Source organism: Desulfovibrio sp. 6_1_46AFAA (assembly GCF_000224635.1).
GTDB classification, from domain to species: domain Bacteria; phylum Desulfobacterota; class Desulfovibrionia; order Desulfovibrionales; family Desulfovibrionaceae; genus Desulfovibrio; species Desulfovibrio fairfieldensis.
On record NZ_JH114301.1, the window covers coordinates 589,752 to 604,555 of the forward strand.

Annotated in this window: 12 protein-coding genes and 1 pseudogene; 11 read left to right on the forward strand and 2 right to left on the reverse strand. The window is 61.1% G+C overall.

Annotation, left to right across the window (positions count from 1 at the left end; all coding sequences use genetic code 11):
• Together HMPREF1022_RS18010 and HMPREF1022_RS06010 are read right to left on the reverse strand one after the other, a co-directional pair.
• Positions 1-666 (reverse strand): annotated as a pseudogene (locus tag HMPREF1022_RS18010) (IS5 family transposase); the annotation flags it as partial.
• A gap of 50 nt (positions 667-716) precedes the next feature.
• A complete protein-coding gene (locus tag HMPREF1022_RS06010) occupies positions 717-1,955 on the reverse strand; it encodes an HD domain-containing protein (protein ID WP_009302342.1) in 1,239 nt (412 codons plus the stop codon).
• Between the two features lie 314 nt (positions 1,956-2,269).
• Between HMPREF1022_RS06010 and rplM the strand changes: the two genes are divergently transcribed.
• From rplM to HMPREF1022_RS06065, 11 genes are all read left to right on the forward strand, one after another.
• On the forward strand, positions 2,270-2,704 hold the full coding sequence (gene rplM / locus HMPREF1022_RS06015) for a 50S ribosomal protein L13 (protein ID WP_009302343.1): 435 nt from the start codon (positions 2,270-2,272) through the stop codon (positions 2,702-2,704).
• 12 nt (positions 2,705-2,716) lie between these two features.
• Complete coding sequence (gene rpsI, locus HMPREF1022_RS06020; RefSeq protein WP_008684943.1) at positions 2,717-3,109, forward strand: 30S ribosomal protein S9; 393 nt, start codon at positions 2,717-2,719, stop codon at positions 3,107-3,109.
• A gap of 120 nt (positions 3,110-3,229) precedes the next feature.
• Positions 3,230-5,044, forward strand: a complete 1,815-nt coding sequence (locus HMPREF1022_RS06025; protein WP_009302344.1) for a YcaO-like family protein — start codon at positions 3,230-3,232, stop codon at positions 5,042-5,044.
• 164 nt (positions 5,045-5,208) lie between these two features.
• Positions 5,209-6,357, forward strand: a complete 1,149-nt coding sequence (locus HMPREF1022_RS06030; RefSeq protein ID WP_009302345.1) for an ABC transporter substrate-binding protein — start codon at positions 5,209-5,211, stop codon at positions 6,355-6,357.
• Between the two features lie 141 nt (positions 6,358-6,498).
• On the forward strand, positions 6,499-7,392 hold the full coding sequence (locus HMPREF1022_RS06035) for a branched-chain amino acid ABC transporter permease (protein WP_008684938.1): 894 nt from the start codon (positions 6,499-6,501) through the stop codon (positions 7,390-7,392).
• Complete coding sequence (locus tag HMPREF1022_RS06040) at positions 7,392-8,429, forward strand: branched-chain amino acid ABC transporter permease (protein ID WP_009302346.1); 1,038 nt, start codon at positions 7,392-7,394, stop codon at positions 8,427-8,429. The genes HMPREF1022_RS06035 and HMPREF1022_RS06040 overlap by 1 nt, the downstream gene beginning before the upstream one ends.
• Positions 8,426-9,244 carry an ABC transporter ATP-binding protein gene (locus HMPREF1022_RS06045; RefSeq protein WP_008684933.1) on the forward strand — a complete coding sequence of 273 codons (819 nt, stop codon included), beginning with the start codon at positions 8,426-8,428 and terminating at the stop codon, positions 9,242-9,244. Before HMPREF1022_RS06040 ends, HMPREF1022_RS06045 begins: the two co-directional genes overlap by 4 nt.
• Complete coding sequence (locus HMPREF1022_RS06050) at positions 9,237-9,959, forward strand: ABC transporter ATP-binding protein (protein ID WP_008684931.1); 723 nt, start codon at positions 9,237-9,239, stop codon at positions 9,957-9,959. The genes HMPREF1022_RS06045 and HMPREF1022_RS06050 overlap by 8 nt, the downstream gene beginning before the upstream one ends.
• A gap of 205 nt (positions 9,960-10,164) precedes the next feature.
• Positions 10,165-10,377: a DUF6485 family protein gene (locus HMPREF1022_RS06055; RefSeq protein ID WP_008684929.1), complete on the forward strand. Its 213-nt coding sequence runs from the start codon at positions 10,165-10,167 to the stop codon at positions 10,375-10,377.
• 84 nt (positions 10,378-10,461) lie between these two features.
• Positions 10,462-11,391: an exopolyphosphatase gene (locus HMPREF1022_RS06060; RefSeq protein ID WP_009302347.1), complete on the forward strand. Its 930-nt coding sequence runs from the start codon at positions 10,462-10,464 to the stop codon at positions 11,389-11,391.
• A gap of 428 nt (positions 11,392-11,819) precedes the next feature.
• Positions 11,820-14,477 (forward strand): M16 family metallopeptidase, encoded by a 2,658-nt coding sequence (locus HMPREF1022_RS06065; RefSeq protein WP_009302348.1) that lies wholly within the window; start codon positions 11,820-11,822, stop codon positions 14,475-14,477.
• The last annotated feature ends 327 nt before the right edge of the window (positions 14,478-14,804 follow it).

Here is a 14,804-nt window from a genome sequence, read left to right on the forward strand (position 1 = left end):
CTTTGAGCCTCCTGAAAAGCCGTTCTACCTCATTACGTCTTTTGTATAGCTCTTTGTCATACTCCCACGGTTTCAGTCGGTTGGGATTGGGCGGCACCACCGGAGTGAAGCCCAACTCACGTCCCAAGCGAGTCGTTTCATTACCCTCATATGCGCCATCCATAAGCAAGCTGCACGGCGCTGGCATCGGCCCCAACTGGACAAGCAGCCTGCGCCCCTCGGGGGCATCGCCGGCGTTGCCGGGAGTGAGGCTGAAATTCAACGCGCATTCAGCATTCGCGGCAACCATATGAAGCTTGGTCGTCCAGCCGCCTCTGGACTTTCCGATGGACTGCGGACCTGTTTTTTTAAGGCCCCTGTTCCATCGGGATGAACCTTAACAATAGTACTGTCGAGAGAAACTGCTTCTATTTTAAGGCGGAGTATCTGCTCTTGTTGAAGGCGTTCAAATATACGGTCAAGAACTCCGTTCTTGCTCCAGCGGTTCATACGCGTGTAGATGCTGTGCCAACAGCCAAAATTTTTCGGCAGTCCACGCCATTTACACCCATGCTCCGCAACGTACAGAATCGCATTCAACACCTGGAGATTGTCAAAATGGACATTACCTCTTTGGCGCGGGAAGCAGTCAGCGATTCTCTCATATTGTTCGCGAGTAATTTGCATAAGACATTCTTACGGAATACTCGCTCTTTGTCAAATAGCGTTAACAGACCCTAGTCAAAGTCGGCCAGCAGCGCGCCCAGATGCAGGCATTCCAGCGGGCTTTCACAAAGTTTGGCCTTGAGCCGGGCCTGGGCCTCCTGCAAATGCGGAGAGGAAACGCCGTTGCGGATGGAACTGTGCGCCTCCAGAAAGGCGGCCAGCCAGTCGCAGATCTTGAGCATCTGGCCGTCCTTGGGGTCCAGGGCGTCGGCGTTGCAACTACGCTGAAGGGTCTCAAAACCATCCACTTTGATGATATTGCCGCCCTCCCGGTGGCATTCCTGAAATTCCGAGCCTACGCCCAGACCCAGATAGTAGGAAATCCGTTCCACCAGGGGTGCGAAGCCCTCGTCGCGCAGGGGGCGGAAAATGCGCCGCTCCAGTTCCGCTTCCTCGTATTCTTTGAGGATCAGGGGCAGGCTGGCCACGGACTGCTTGACCGGGGAAATGATGTCGCGGGTCAACAGTTCGGGCAGGTCGTGGAACAGGCCGCAGAAGAAATTGTTGTTGGCTCTGGCCGTGCAGGCGTCCACCGAAAGGCTGAAGAAGTAGGCGAAGGTCGCCACAATAAACATGTGCCCGAGCACCGAAGTGGCCGGAATGCGCGGAGCCTGCGTCCAGCGGATCTGGAAGCGCAACTGCCCGCAGAGATTGGCAAAACGGGCCAGGGCTGTGTTGGGCGTGAGGATGGCCTCCATTCCCTCCAGATCACGGAAGGTATCCAGACGCTCCACAAAGGAGTCGTCGATCTCGTCCATTTCATCGTCAAAACCGTTGAGCGGCTTGATGAGATGGAATTCCCATTGCGAGGCATAGAGATGGGCCGCGGTGAGGATACGCCGGGCCGGGCCGCTCTCGTCGCCCGTGAGGTGCCAGGCGCGCATCCGTTCCCAGAAATTTCCCAGCGGGGAGAGCACCGGCTCAAGCCGGGCCAGCACATGTTCGGTGAGCTGGCGGAAGTGGGCGGGATTTTCCTTGATTTTGTAAAAGACCGGCGGCTTGATGTCCGTGATGATCAGGCGATAGAAATAGTCGAACAGACCGCCTTCAATGATGTCGCGCGCCAGGGTCAGACGTTGCCCGTCCGGCAGCGTGCGGGAATTTTCATGCCAGAGCACGCAGGCCAGCAGCATTTTATGAGCCTGCTTGTCGATTTCCAGCAGTTCCGCGGGGCGCAGCTTGTCGTTCCAGCGCAACAGGTACGCGCCGGAAAAGATCAGTTGCAGCAGGCTCTTGCGAATGACCGGCATACGGTATCCTCAACTAAAGACGCGCACGGCGGCGGGGCGTGGTGCGGGCCGCCGCTGTGGGTCTTAAAAAGTAATGGCGAAAGTATAGGGGCATGTGCTACAAAGCTCAAGCGCTGCGAAGCCGACGGAAAATCTCTGTCAGGCGCGGATAGCGCTTGACACGTCCCGGCCTTTGGCGTATCAAATCGACCTTTGCAGTGATCCTGCCGCCACCCCCCGTTAGACGGCGCGACACTGGACGAATTTTTTTCAGCCTGACGGCTGCCGTATATTTTTTGCTGCTTATTCCAGCAGACCCTGAGGAGTTCATTCTGATGAAGACGTTCAGCCCTACCCCCAAAGACATCAACCGCCAGTGGTTTGTGGTTGATGCCCAGGATCAGGTTCTTGGCCGTCTGGCCAGCCAGATTGCCCATCGCCTGCGCGGCAAGCACAAGCCTGAGTTCGCCCCGCATATGGATAACGGGGATTTCATCGTGGTGGTCAACTGTGAAAAGATCAAGGTGACCGGCGCGAAAATGACCGACAAGAAATACTACCGGCACTCCGGCTGGGTGGGTGGCCTCAAGACCACGACCCTGGGCGATGTGCTGGCCGACAAGCCTTCGCGCGTTCTGACGGCCGCCGTGCGCGGCATGCTGCCCAAGAACCGCCTGGGCCGCGCCATATTGAAGAAACTCAAGGTTTATGCCGGGCCCGAGCATCCGCACATGGCCCAGAATCCCCAGCCGCTGACCCTGCCTTACTAAGGAGTGCACGCCATGAGCGAGAAATTTGAATACGGCACCGGACGCCGCAAGACCGCCACGGCCCGTACCCGCATTTACGCCGGTTCGGGCGGCATCACGGTTAACGGGCGCTCCTTTGAGGAGTATTTTCCCCGCAAGACCCTGCAGATGATCATCCGCCAGCCCCTGGTGCTGGCCAAGCTGGCTGAAAAGCTGGACGTGCGCGTCAATGTGGCCGGCGGCGGCGTGACCGGTCAGGCCGAGGCCGTGCGCCACGGCATTTCCCGCGCCCTTCTGCTGGTGGACCCGGCTTTGCGCCCTGTGCTCAAGAAGGCCGGTTTCCTGACCCGCGACGCCCGCAAGAAGGAACGTAAAAAGTACGGTCTGCGCGCGGCCCGCGCCCGGTACCAGTATTCCAAGCGTTAATCCGCCTTTTATTCCGGAAATCCCTCCTGCCGGGGATTTCCGGAATATATCTGCGCGACAAGCGGGCCGTCCCATGCGGCCCGCTTTTTTTGTAGCTATTGTTCCGCGCGAGGAACCATGATGCCCGGCCATTCCCAAGCATCCGGACCCTATCCGGCACCGGAAGGATCGCCTGTTGCGCCTTCCCCCATCGACTACACCTACACCCACGCCGAAACCCTGGCGACCACCGGCTATTTCTCCTGCGAACCGCCGTCCTCCCTAAGTCTGGAGGCGGCCTTGGAACGGCTGGAGGCAACACCCTTGGACGACTTTCTGCACCAGCATCTTCTGCGGGTTCTGAGTAAGAAAAGTCCGGGCGAGCTGCGTTCTCTGGCCGCAACCTGCTATGACGCCGCCGCCGATGTTTTCATCAGACCCGCCCTGGCCGGTCTGCTGCTGGAATGCGCCTTGCTGCTGCCCGCCTGCCGGGAAGTGTGCAATGGCTTTCCCGCCGACGCCGCCGCGCGGCTGGCTCCAGCCAGCCCGACAGTCTACCTGCGGGCCGCGCTTCAATCCGACCGGGAGGCCGCCGCAGCCTGGAGCGCTTTGTTCCGCGCCAATATCTGCGGCCATCATCCGCTTCCCCGGCCGGACGAGGCGGACATCCCCCCGCTGTTTTGCCCGCGAGAATTGGCGGCAAGAGCCGAGGAACTCGCGTCGCGCGCCGATATCTTGGCCCGCGAACATGCCCGCTGGAAAAGCGAAGACTGGGAGCCTCGGGAACGGCCTCCGGCCAAGGAAACTTTTTTGCGCGCCCTGGACGCCCTGATGGAGGCGGGCTTCATCGCCGGACCGGAAATGCGGCATGAAGCCTCGCTTTCGCCCATTGCCCTGCTGCGCTCCTGGCAGGTGGACATCAGCGTGCGCAACAGCCGTCTGAACCACAGTCTGCGCGGCCAAGCCACGGCCTATGGCCGGGGGCTTTCGCTGGCCCAGGCCCGCGCCTCTTACGCCATGGAAATCGTGGAGCGGGCCAGCGCCTACGTCAGCGTGGGACCAGGCCAAGCCGGGATTGGCGGCGAAGTGCTGGACCGCAAGCTGCCCCTGTTGTTGATCAAAGCCCGTTATGCGGACCTCAAAGCGCAGGGAAGGGCGGTGTTTGATCCCGGACTGTTGCCTCTGGAGGCATCTTGTCCGGACGCGCCCCTGTACTGGCTGACGGCCCTTGCCGTGGACGGCGCGGAAGTGCTGGTTCCGGCCCAGGCCGTTTTTCTGTTCTGCAATCTGGACGAGCCGGGCCTCTTTCTGGCCGGGGGCTCCACGGGACTGGCCTCGGGCAACAGCCTGGACGAGGCCAAGGTGGCGGCGATCACGGAGATTCTGGAACGGGACGCCGAGGCCACCACGCCCTTCAGCCGGGCGCGCTGTTTTACCCTCAGAAGCCGCGACCAGCGCATTCAGAGCCTTTTGGAAGACTATGCCGCGCGCGGCATCCGCGTGCAGTTTCAGGACCTCACCACGGAACTGGGCCTGCCCGTGTACCAGTGTTTCGTCACGGCTCTTGACGGTACCGTGGCGCGGGCCACCGGCGCCAATCTGAGCGGCGCGCGCGCGGCCCTGGCCGCCCTGACCGAAACGCCCTGGCCCTATGCCTGGGCGCGTCCGGCCCCTTTCGGCAAAGCATCCGGGCCAGGCCTGGCGGCGTTGCCCGAGCGCGTGCTGGAAGATCTGCCGGATTACAGCCTGCCGTCGGCCGAGGCCAATCTGCGCTTGCTGGAAAGCGTGCTGGCCGGGCACGGCAAAAGCCCGCTCTATGTGGACCTGACCCGGACGGATCTGAATCTGCCCGTGGTCCGCGTTCTGATTCCGGGTCTGGAGCTTACCGCGGAATGGGACAGTTTTTCGCGGCCGAGCCTCCGGCTTTTTGCGCGTTACGCGGCCATGTATAAATAACGCACTGATATCTCCGCTTTTTTTGTGAATTGCGACAAGAGGCCAAGTGGTCTATACTTGCTGTCACATACCTGTCACAGCGGCGGGAGGACTGCCGTTGCGGGCCGCTGAAACGGCCCGTGCAGGACTGTCGTGTCGTGAACCGCACAACCTGGAGGGTTAGGATGAAACTGGGCAAACATCTTGCGGTGCTGGCCGCGCTGACGCTTTCGCTGGGTTTTGGCGCGCAGGCCGCGTCCGCCGCGGACAAGGATCCCATTAAAATCGGCGTGTATCTGCCGCTGACCGGGCAGAACGCCTTCGGCGGCCAGCTGGAGCTGGAAGGCGTGCGCCTGGCCCAGAAGGAAATGCCCACGGTTCTGGACCGCCCCGTGGAGCTTGTGGTGGTGGACAACAAGTCCGACAAGGTGGAAGCGGCCAATGCCGTGAAACGCCTGGTGGAACGCGACAAGGTCGTGGCCCTTATCGGCACCTACGGTTCCTCCCTGGCCATGGCCGGCGCTGAAGTGGCCGAAAAGGCCAAGGTGCCCGGCGTGGGCACCTCCTGCACCAATCCTTTGGTGACCCAGGGCAAGAAATACTATTTCCGCGCCTGCTTCATCGACCCCTATCAGGGCGCTGCCGCGGCCACCTATGCCTATGAAAACCTGGGCCTTAAAAAGGCCGCCGTGCTTATGGACATGACCAACGACTATGCCGTGGGTCTCTCCAGCTTCTTCACCCGCTCCTTCAAGAAGCTGGGCGGCGAAGTGGTAGCCAACCTCAAATACAGCTCCGGCGACCAGGACTTCACGGCCCAGCTCACCGAGCTGATCGCCAAAAAGCCCGACATCGTCTTTATGCCCGCCTACTTCGCCGAAGGCGCCATCATCATGAAGCAGGCCCGCGAACTGGGCGCCACCTTCCGCCTGATGGGCGCTGACGCCATGGACAATCCCGACACCGTCAAGCTGGGCGGCAAGGCCGCGGAAGGCTTTTTGCACACCACCTTCCCCTATGATTCCAAGATGACCAACATGAGCCCCGAGGCCAAGCGCTTCACCGAGGCCTGGAAAAAGGCCTATCCCGACAAGGAAACCAACGTGAACGGCGCTCTGGGCTACAACTGCTACTTCCTGATCGTGGACGCCATCAAGCGCGCCAATTCGGCCGACCCCCAGGCCATTGCCAAGGCCCTGGCCGAAACCAAGGATCTGCCCACCGCTCTGGGCAAGCTCTCCATCAACAAGACCCACGATGCCGAAATGCCTGTGGGCATCATCGAATACAAGAATGGGCAGCGCGTCTATGTGGGCGAAGTGACGCCCAAGTAAAACGGTTGCAGTATCTGGGCCCCGCGGCGGCTTGCCGTCGCGGGGCCGCTGTCGTCTCTTTTTCCGCTGTGATCGCCGTTGACCCGAGGCCGGACCGCCAGTGTCCGGGCTTCGCGGCACGGCCGCGCCCAGAGGTGGCCCATGAGCCTTGAGATGTTTTTGCAGCACTGTTTCAACGCCCTGACCCTGGGCTCGCTCTATGCGCTGATCGCCATCGGCTATACCATGGTCTACGGCATCCTGCGCCTGATCAACTTCGCCCACGGCGACATCCTGATGGTGGGCGCGTATTTCGTCTTTTTCGGCACCTTCGCCTTCGGCTGGCCCTGGGGCGTGGCCGCCATCATGTCCATTGCCGGGGCGAGCCTGCTGGGCGTGATCATTGAGCGGGTGGCCTACCGGCCTTTGCGCGACGCTCCGCGCATTTCGGCTCTGATCAGCGCCATTGCGGTATCCTTTTTCATAGAAAGCCTCGCCGTGGTGGTCTTTACCGGACAGCCCAGGCCCGTGCTCCAGCCGGAGTGGCTGGTTTCGGAATGGCAGGTGGGCGGCCTGCGCATCCTGCGCCTGACGGCCTTCGTGCCGACCATGACCGCCGTGCTGGTGGGCATACTGCTCTACATCGTCTACCGCACCAAGCCTGGCCTGGCCATGCGGGCCATTTCCAAGGATATTGAGACCACGCGTCTGCTGGGCGTGCGGGTGGACAACATCATTGCCTTCACCTTCTGCATCGGCTCGGCCCTGGCCGCGGCCTCGGGCATCATGTGGGCCCTGCGGTATCCGCAGGTGCATCCCTACATGGGCATCATGCCCGGCCTGAAAGCCTTTATCGCGGCGGTGTTCGGCGGCATCGGCTCCATCCAGGGCGCGGTGATCGGCGGCGTGGCCTTGGGCTTTGTGGAAATCATGACCGTGGCTTTCATGCCCGAGCTTTCCGGATACCGCGACGCCTTCGCCTTTGTGCTGCTGGTGCTGGTTCTGCTGATCAAACCCACGGGCCTGCTGGGCGAACGCATGGAGGAGAAAATCTGATGCGCCTGAACCGCAGCACCCTCCTGAACATCGTGGCCATGTTCCTGCTGGGCTGTGTGCTCTGGCAGGCGGAAAGCTTTCTGGGCGACTACCAGATCTACATCGCCAAGCTGATCTTCATCAATATCATCCTGGCTCTTTCCCTGAACCTGATTTACGGTTTCACGGGCCTGTTTTCCCTGGGGCAGGCGGGCTTCATCGCTGTGGGGGCCTATGTCTCGGCACTGTGTATCCTGCCGCCCGAGCAGAAAGAAATGATGTGGATTCTGGAACCCATCATCTGGCCTTTCTCCGAATTGTTCACTCCCTTCTGGACTTCCGTGCTGGCCGGCGGCTTTGTCGCCATGATTTTCGCCTTTTTCATCGCCGTGCCCGTGCTGCGCCTGGGCGACGACTATCTGGGCATCGCCACCCTGGGCTTTGCTGAAATCATCCGCGTGCTCATCGTCAACGCCACGGCCGTGACCAACGGCTCCCTGGGCATCAAGGGCATACCGAGCCACGCCACCCTGCTGGCCTGTTACGGCTGGACGCTGTTTACTCTTATTGTGCTGGCGCGTCTGGTCTTCAGCAATTTCGGCAACGTGCTGCGCTGCATCCGCGACAATGAAATCGCGGCCAGCGTCATGGGCATCAACGTCTTTCGCTACAAGGTGCTTTCCTTCTGCATCGGGGCCTTTTTCGCGGGCGTGGGCGGCGCGCTGCTGGGCAGCCATCTTTCCACCATCGACCCGAAGATGTTCAACTTTCTGCTGACCTTCAACGTGCTCATGTTCGTGGTGGCCGGCGGCCTGGGCTCCCTGACCGGCAGCATCCTGGGGGCCACGGTGATCACCATCCTGCTGGAATGGCTGCGGGCCATCGAGGAACCCATGAATCTGGGCTTCATCGAGCTGCCGGGCATTCCGGGCATGCGCATGGTGGTCTTTTCACTGGTGTTGCTGGCGATCATTCTCTATCGGCGCGAGGGCATCATGGGCACGCGCGAGCTGACCTGGACGAGAATTTTCGCCTTCCTGAGGAGGCATAAGGCATGAGCGGCTTTGCATTGCCCACGCCGCCCGACTATGAGGGCGCGCTGCTGCTGGCCCGCGACGTGACCATGCGCTTCGGCGGGGTGACGGCGGTGAGCGAGCTGACCTTGGCCGTCCCCCAGGGGGCCATCGCGGGGATCATCGGCCCCAACGGCGCCGGTAAAACCACGGTATTCAACGTGCTGAGCGGCTTCTACACGCCGCAGGAAGGCGACGTGATTTTCGCGGGCAAGAGCATCAAGGGGCGCAAACCCTATGATATCTGCCGCCTGGGCATGGCCCGCACTTTTCAGAACATCCGGCTTTCGCGCCAGATGACCGTGCTGGAAAACATCATGGTGGGTTGCCATGTGCGCCGCCATTGCCCCTGGTGGATGGCTCCCCTGGGCCTGCCCCGTTTCTACCGGGAAGAGGCGGAGATCGCCCGCAAGGGGCGGCTGCTGGCCGAGCGCGTGAATCTGGGCGACCAACTGGACGAAAAGGCGGGCAGCCTGCCTTACGGGGCCCAGCGCCGCCTGGAAATCGCCCGCGCCCTGGCCACCGAGCCGCGCCTTTTGCTCCTGGACGAACCGGCGGCGGGCATGAACCCTCAGGAAAGCCTGGATCTGATGCACTTCATCGGGCACATCCGGGACGAATTCAATCTGACGATTCTACTCATTGAACACGACATGAAGGTTGTCATGGGCGTGTGCCAGTATATCTGGGTGATGGAGTACGGCGCGCTGATCGCCCAGGGCGATCCCGAATCCGTACGCAACAATCCTGTGGTCATCCGCGCCTACCTGGGTGAGGATGTGGTGGTGCAACATGCTTGAAATACGTGATCTCCATGTGCGTTACGGCGGCATCCAGGCCGTGCAGGGCGTCAGCCTTTCCATTCCGCGCGGCAGCATCGTGACCCTGATCGGGGCCAACGGCGCGGGCAAAAGCAGCATCATCCGTTCCATCGCCGGTCTGAACAAGACCATCAGCGGCGAAATTCTTTTTACCCGGCATGAGGGCGAGGAGCCGGTGTCCCTGATGGGCCTGAAGCCCGAGGGCATGGTGCGCAAGGGTATTTCCCTTTCGCCCGAGGGCCGCCGCATCCTGCCGCATTTGAGCGTGGAGGAAAATCTCTATCTGGGCGCGTATTCCCGCAAGGAAAAGGACGAGATCGCGGCGGACCTGGAATGGGTTTACACCCTTTTCCCGCGCCTCAAGGAGCGCAGCTGGCAGAAGGGAGGCACCCTGTCCGGCGGCGAGCAGCAGATGCTGGCCGTGGGCCGGGCGCTCATGAGTCGTCCGGACCTGCTCATGCTCGACGAGCCCTCGCTGGGCCTTGCGCCCTTGCTGGTGCGTGAAATTTTTGAAATCATCAAACGGATCAACGCGGAAGGCAAAACCGTGCTCTTGGTGGAGCAGAACGCCTTTGCCGCGCTTTCCGTGGCCCATTACGCCTATATTCTGGAAGTGGGCCGGGTTGTGCTGGAAGGTCCGGGCCGGGAACTGCTGGAAAATCCCAAAGTCAAGGAAGCCTATCTGGGCGGCTGATGCGTGGGCGGCCAGAGCATTTCAAGTCTTGACTGTTCTGTGGGCTGTTTCTAAATTAGGATTTCCATTCTCTGCCAAGGGCACTAGCCGTTACCGCGCCGGCGGCTTGCTTGAGCCGTTCACGGCGAAGCCGTGTTACGGATCACAAGGTTTGCCTACGGCTAAAGCTCCTTTATGCCGGGAGCGGCGGATACGGAGAATATCCATGAAAGATTTCTGCACCTGCGCGAACAAAGCCTGCCCTCTGCATCCTTCCAGGCATGATAAGGGCTGTTCTCCCTGTATTGAAAAGAATTTGCGTCTTCGGGAAATTCCCAATTGTTTTGTGAAGCTGGTCAAAGAGGATGTGGATCTCAACGCATCCTACACGCTTGAAACGTTCGCGGATGTGATCAGGCAAAGCAAACAAAATGCCTGAGGCGGCTCTTGGACGGCCTCTTGAAAATATGCCGCCCATCCCGCATCATGGTCATATCTTCATACATCACAGGAGCTGATCGGCATGGCTGAGAAAAAATACCGGCTTGTGACCCGCAGCGATTTCGATGGCCTTGTCTGCGCCGTTCTGTTAAAAGAAATGGACATACTGGACAGCATCAAATTCGTTCATCCCAAGGATATGCAGGACGGCAAGGTGGAGATCACCGAAAACGACATCACCACCAATCTGCCGTACAATTCCAAGGCTCATCTGGTCTTCGACCACCACCTCTCGGAAACCCTGCGCCTGGGCGGCGCGCGGCCCGAGAATTACGTCATTGATCCCGAAGCTCCCTCGGCGGCCAGGGTCGTCTACGAATATTTCGGCGGGCGGGAGCGCTTTGTGGGCATCCCGCAGGAAATGATGCGCGCCGTGGACCAGGCCGACTCCGCCCGGTATTCCAGGGAGGACATCCTTGCGCCGGAGGGCTGGACCCTGCTCAACTATATCATGGACCCGCGCACCGGCCTGGGGCGCTTCCGCCAATTCCGGATCAGCAACTACGACCTGATGATGGAGCTTATCGAGCATTGCCGCACCAATCTCATTGAGGATATCCTGCAATTGCCGGACGTGAAGGAACGGACGGAGCTCTATTTTGAGCAGCAGCCCAAGGCCGCGGAGCAGATCAAACGCTGTTCCTCGGTGCACGGCAAACTGGTGGTGCTGGATCTGCGCGATGAGGATGTCATCTGGTGCACCAACCGTTTCATGATTTACGCGCTTTTCCCGCAGTGCAACATTTCCATGCATGTGCTCTGGGGCCTGAGAAAGCAGAACACGGTCTTTGCCGTGGGCAAATCCATTCTGGACCGGTCCAGCACGGTCAATATCGGTCAGGTCATGCTGGCCCACGGCGGGGGCGGGCATCTGGCCGCCGGAACCTGCCAGGTGCCCAACGAGCGGGCCGAGGAAGTGCTGCGCGAACTTGTGCCCGCCTTGCAGGGCTGAGCCGGAAAACCTCGGGTGTCCCGGCCTTTTGCCGGAATCCGCTGTTTTTTCCCCGCTTGCCTTGAGCGGCGGCAAAAACTACTATTCCCGGATGGAATGCGTCATGCCTTCCATCCGGTTGTGTTTTTACAGCCGGAGCAGACGCCCGCGCCCAGGCGCAAGAAAGCGCCCGGAGGCGGCGCAGCCGTGCCGTTGGCCCCAAATACGGGTATCGACAGCAGCGATAAACTATTTTTTTAGCGTTGCTGTCGGCATCCGTAAGGCTCGGAGACTTGCCAACGGTTGCCGCTTCCACGGTACGCGGGCTGCGTAGAATTTGAAATATTACATATTTCAAACGCAACATGCTGTAATGAGCGACCCTCCGGAAAAAATCCGCATCATGCGGAGACTGCCGGAAGACTTGAAACCAGTTTTCAGGAGTTTTCATGCGACATAGTATCTCCTTTCTGACAGCGGCGCTGTTCTGCGCGGCCGCCGTCCTGCTTTCCATCGGTCAGGCCTTTGCCGCCGGGCGCGCAGCCGCTGCCTCTTCCGTTTCGGCGAACGAGGTGCTGACCCGGCTGCCCAACGGGCTCACCGTCTATATTCTCAAGGACACGCGTTTCCCCCTGGTCTGCACCCGCTTGTATGTGCGCACGGGCTCGGCCAATGAAGAGCCGCGCCATGCGGGCATCAGCCATGTGCTTGAGCATATGGTCTTCAAGGGCACGGAGCACCGGCCCAAAGGCCAGGTGGCCCGTGAGGTGGAGGCCTTGGGCGGTTATCTCAACGCGGCCACCAGCTTTGACAAAACCTGGTATCTGACCGACATGCCCGCCGCGCACTGGCGCACCGGCATGGACGTGGTCAAGGATATGGCCTTCCAGGCCCAGCTCGATCCCAAGGAACTGGAAGCCGAGAAAAACGTGGTCATTTCCGAGCTCCAGCGCGGCGAGGATTCGCCCATGCGCAAGCTCTATGAAAACCTTCAGGTGGCCGGGCTCAAAAATACGCCTTACGGCCGTCCGATTATCGGCTATGTGGACACCATCAAGGCCATTACCGCCCAAGATCTGCGCGACTATGTCAAGCGCTGGTACCAGCCGCAGAACATGATGCTGCTGGTGGCGGGCGACATTGAGCCCGACGCGGTGCTGGCCTATGCCCAGAAGATTTTCGGCGGCCTGAAGAACGGCGGCGACCTGCCCGTGCCCCAGCCGCTGGACCTGTCCGGCGCGGCGGGTGGTCCGCGCGTGGAAGTGAGCCGGGGACCCTGGAACAAGGTTTATCTGGGCATTTCCCTTCCCGCGCCCGGCCTGCGCGACCTGCGCGCCGTGGATCTGGACGTGCTGAGCTATCTGCTCGGCGGCGACGGCACCTCGACCTTCTACCGCAAGTACAAGTATGAAAAACAACTGGTGGACGGCATCAGCGTGGACAATATGAGTCTGGCCCGCGCGGGCCTGTTGACCATCACCGCCCAGCTGGACGCCGACAAGCTGGAACCTTTCTGGCAGGAGCTGACCAGGGATCTGGCCGGATTGACGGCCAAGGACTTCAGCGCCGACGCCGTGCGCCGGGCCAAGTTCAATCTGGAGGACAGCATGGACCGGGCCGGGGAAACCCTCAACGGTCTGGCATCCTGGAAGGGAACCATCCAGTTTGATCTGGGCGGGGAGCAGGGGGAGCGCAACATGCGTTTCGCCCAGCGCAATGTGGATGAAAATCAGTTGCAGAATGCCGTCAGCCAGTGGCTCGTGCCGGAACGGGCGCGAGTGCGCGTGCTGGCACCGGAAGGCGCGGCCCTGCCCGACCTGGAAGCCGTGCTGCGGAAGAACTGGCCCGCCGCTGCGCATGCGCAAAGCGTGGCGGCGGCAGCTGTGGCCGCCGGAAAGCGCGAGGTGGTTCAACTGGGCCAGGGCCGCACCCTGATCATGATCCCCGACGCCACGGTGCCCTATATTTCCCTGGACCTGATGCTGCCCGGCGGCAACGCACTGCTCAAGCCCGAACAGCAGGGCTTGGCGGATCTGACCGCCCGCCTGCTCACCGACGGCAGCGGCAATCTGGATGCCCAGGGCGTGGAGCGCTATTTCGCGGAACGCGCGGCCTCCATTGCCGCCAAGGCGGGCCTGCAGACCTTCGGCATCTCCCTGACCGGGCCCTCGCGCTTCAACGCGGAGTATTTCAGCGCGCTGGGCGATGTGCTTGCCAAGCCGCGTTTCGAAACCAAGGAACTGCGCCGTGAGGTGGATAACATGAAATCCGCCATCCGCCAGCGCTCGGACAATCCTCTGGCCTATATGTTCTCCAAGCTGAATCCCTTCCTCTATCCCGGCGGACAGTCCTATGGCTTTGACGGCCTGGGCACGCCCCGGAGCCTGGACGGCTTTGACCGCAAAGACGTGCAGGCTTTCTGGGCCCGTCAGTCCGGCCAGCCGTGGGTGCTTTCCGTGGCAGGCAGCTTTGACCGCGAGGCCGTGCTGGCCTTCGCCCAGGGCCTGCCCGCGCCGGAAGGGGAAGGCTTGGCCGTGGCCGCGCCCGACTGGGGCAAGGACAGAGCGCTCAGCCTGAATCTGCCGGGCCGTAATCAGGCCCATCTCCTGCAGATCTTCAAAACCGTGCCGCCCACCCATCCGGACGCGCCTGCCCTGATGCTGCTGCAATCCGTGCTTTCGGGCCAGAGCGGCCTGCTGTTTGCCAGCCTGCGCGACGAGCAGGGCCTGGGCTATACCGTAACCGCCTTCAACCGCAGCATGCCGGAGACGGGCTTCATGGCCTTTTACATCGGCACCACGCCGGACAAGCTGGAGCAGGCCCGGCGGGGCTTTGCCGGGATCATTGCCGAAATCAAGGCCAAGCCGCTGCCCAAGGCCCTGTTGGCCGCCGGAAGCAACCGCCTGCTGGGCGAATACCTGCGCGAGAGGCAAAGCCTGGCGGACCGCGCCGGTGAGGCGGCCACGGATGCCGTGCTGCACTATCCCCAGGATTTCCAGAAGCAGTTGCTGGACAAGGCCGCCACGCTGGCCCCGGCTGATTTGCAGGCCGTGGCCCGCAAGTATCTGGAACCGGCCAATGCCTATGAGGTAACCCTGCTGCCGTAGGAGCCGCTCCCAACGTGCTTTCATTCTCTCCTGCGCGAGGCCCGTTCCATGCGAAGTTCGAATATGCTTTACCATGCGTCCTGCGCCGGAATTCGCTTTCTTGGGCAGGGAATGAAACTTCCAACCTAGAGCCATTTCACTTTGAAATTGCTCTGGCGGCTGCGTAAGCAGGCGCTCGCCACGAGCGTCAGCCGTTGGCGGCTATGCCGCCGTACGGACATCGAGAGCAGAGCGAGCGGCTTAAAAACTTTGAGAATGTCAATTCTCAAAGTTAATCTGCTTAGAATATCCCCGGCGTTCGCAGGTTTTGTCTGAACAGCGCCCCGT

Bases quoted from the DNA above. Each gene is read 5' to 3' on its own strand.
- HMPREF1022_RS06040 (WP_009302346.1), top strand. From the start codon at position 7,392: ATGCGCCTGAACCGCAGCACCCTCCTGAACATCGTGGCCATGTTCCTG.
- HMPREF1022_RS06055 (WP_008684929.1), top strand. From the start codon at position 10,165: ATGAAAGATTTCTGCACCTGCGCGAACAAAGCCTGCCCTCTGCATCCT.
- HMPREF1022_RS06050 (WP_008684931.1), top strand. From the start codon at position 9,237: ATGCTTGAAATACGTGATCTCCATGTGCGTTACGGCGGCATCCAGGCC.
- HMPREF1022_RS06045 (WP_008684933.1), top strand. From the start codon at position 8,426: ATGAGCGGCTTTGCATTGCCCACGCCGCCCGACTATGAGGGCGCGCTG.
- rpsI (WP_008684943.1), top strand. From the start codon at position 2,717: ATGAGCGAGAAATTTGAATACGGCACCGGACGCCGCAAGACCGCCACG.
- HMPREF1022_RS06025 (WP_009302344.1), top strand. From the start codon at position 3,230: ATGCCCGGCCATTCCCAAGCATCCGGACCCTATCCGGCACCGGAAGGA.
- rplM (WP_009302343.1), top strand. From the start codon at position 2,270: ATGAAGACGTTCAGCCCTACCCCCAAAGACATCAACCGCCAGTGGTTT.
- HMPREF1022_RS06030 (WP_009302345.1), top strand. From the start codon at position 5,209: ATGAAACTGGGCAAACATCTTGCGGTGCTGGCCGCGCTGACGCTTTCG.
- HMPREF1022_RS06065 (WP_009302348.1), top strand. From the start codon at position 11,820: ATGCGACATAGTATCTCCTTTCTGACAGCGGCGCTGTTCTGCGCGGCC.
- HMPREF1022_RS06035 (WP_008684938.1), top strand. From the start codon at position 6,499: ATGAGCCTTGAGATGTTTTTGCAGCACTGTTTCAACGCCCTGACCCTG.
- HMPREF1022_RS06060 (WP_009302347.1), top strand. From the start codon at position 10,462: ATGGCTGAGAAAAAATACCGGCTTGTGACCCGCAGCGATTTCGATGGC.
- HMPREF1022_RS06010 (WP_009302342.1), bottom strand. From the start codon at position 1,955: ATGCCGGTCATTCGCAAGAGCCTGCTGCAACTGATCTTTTCCGGCGCG.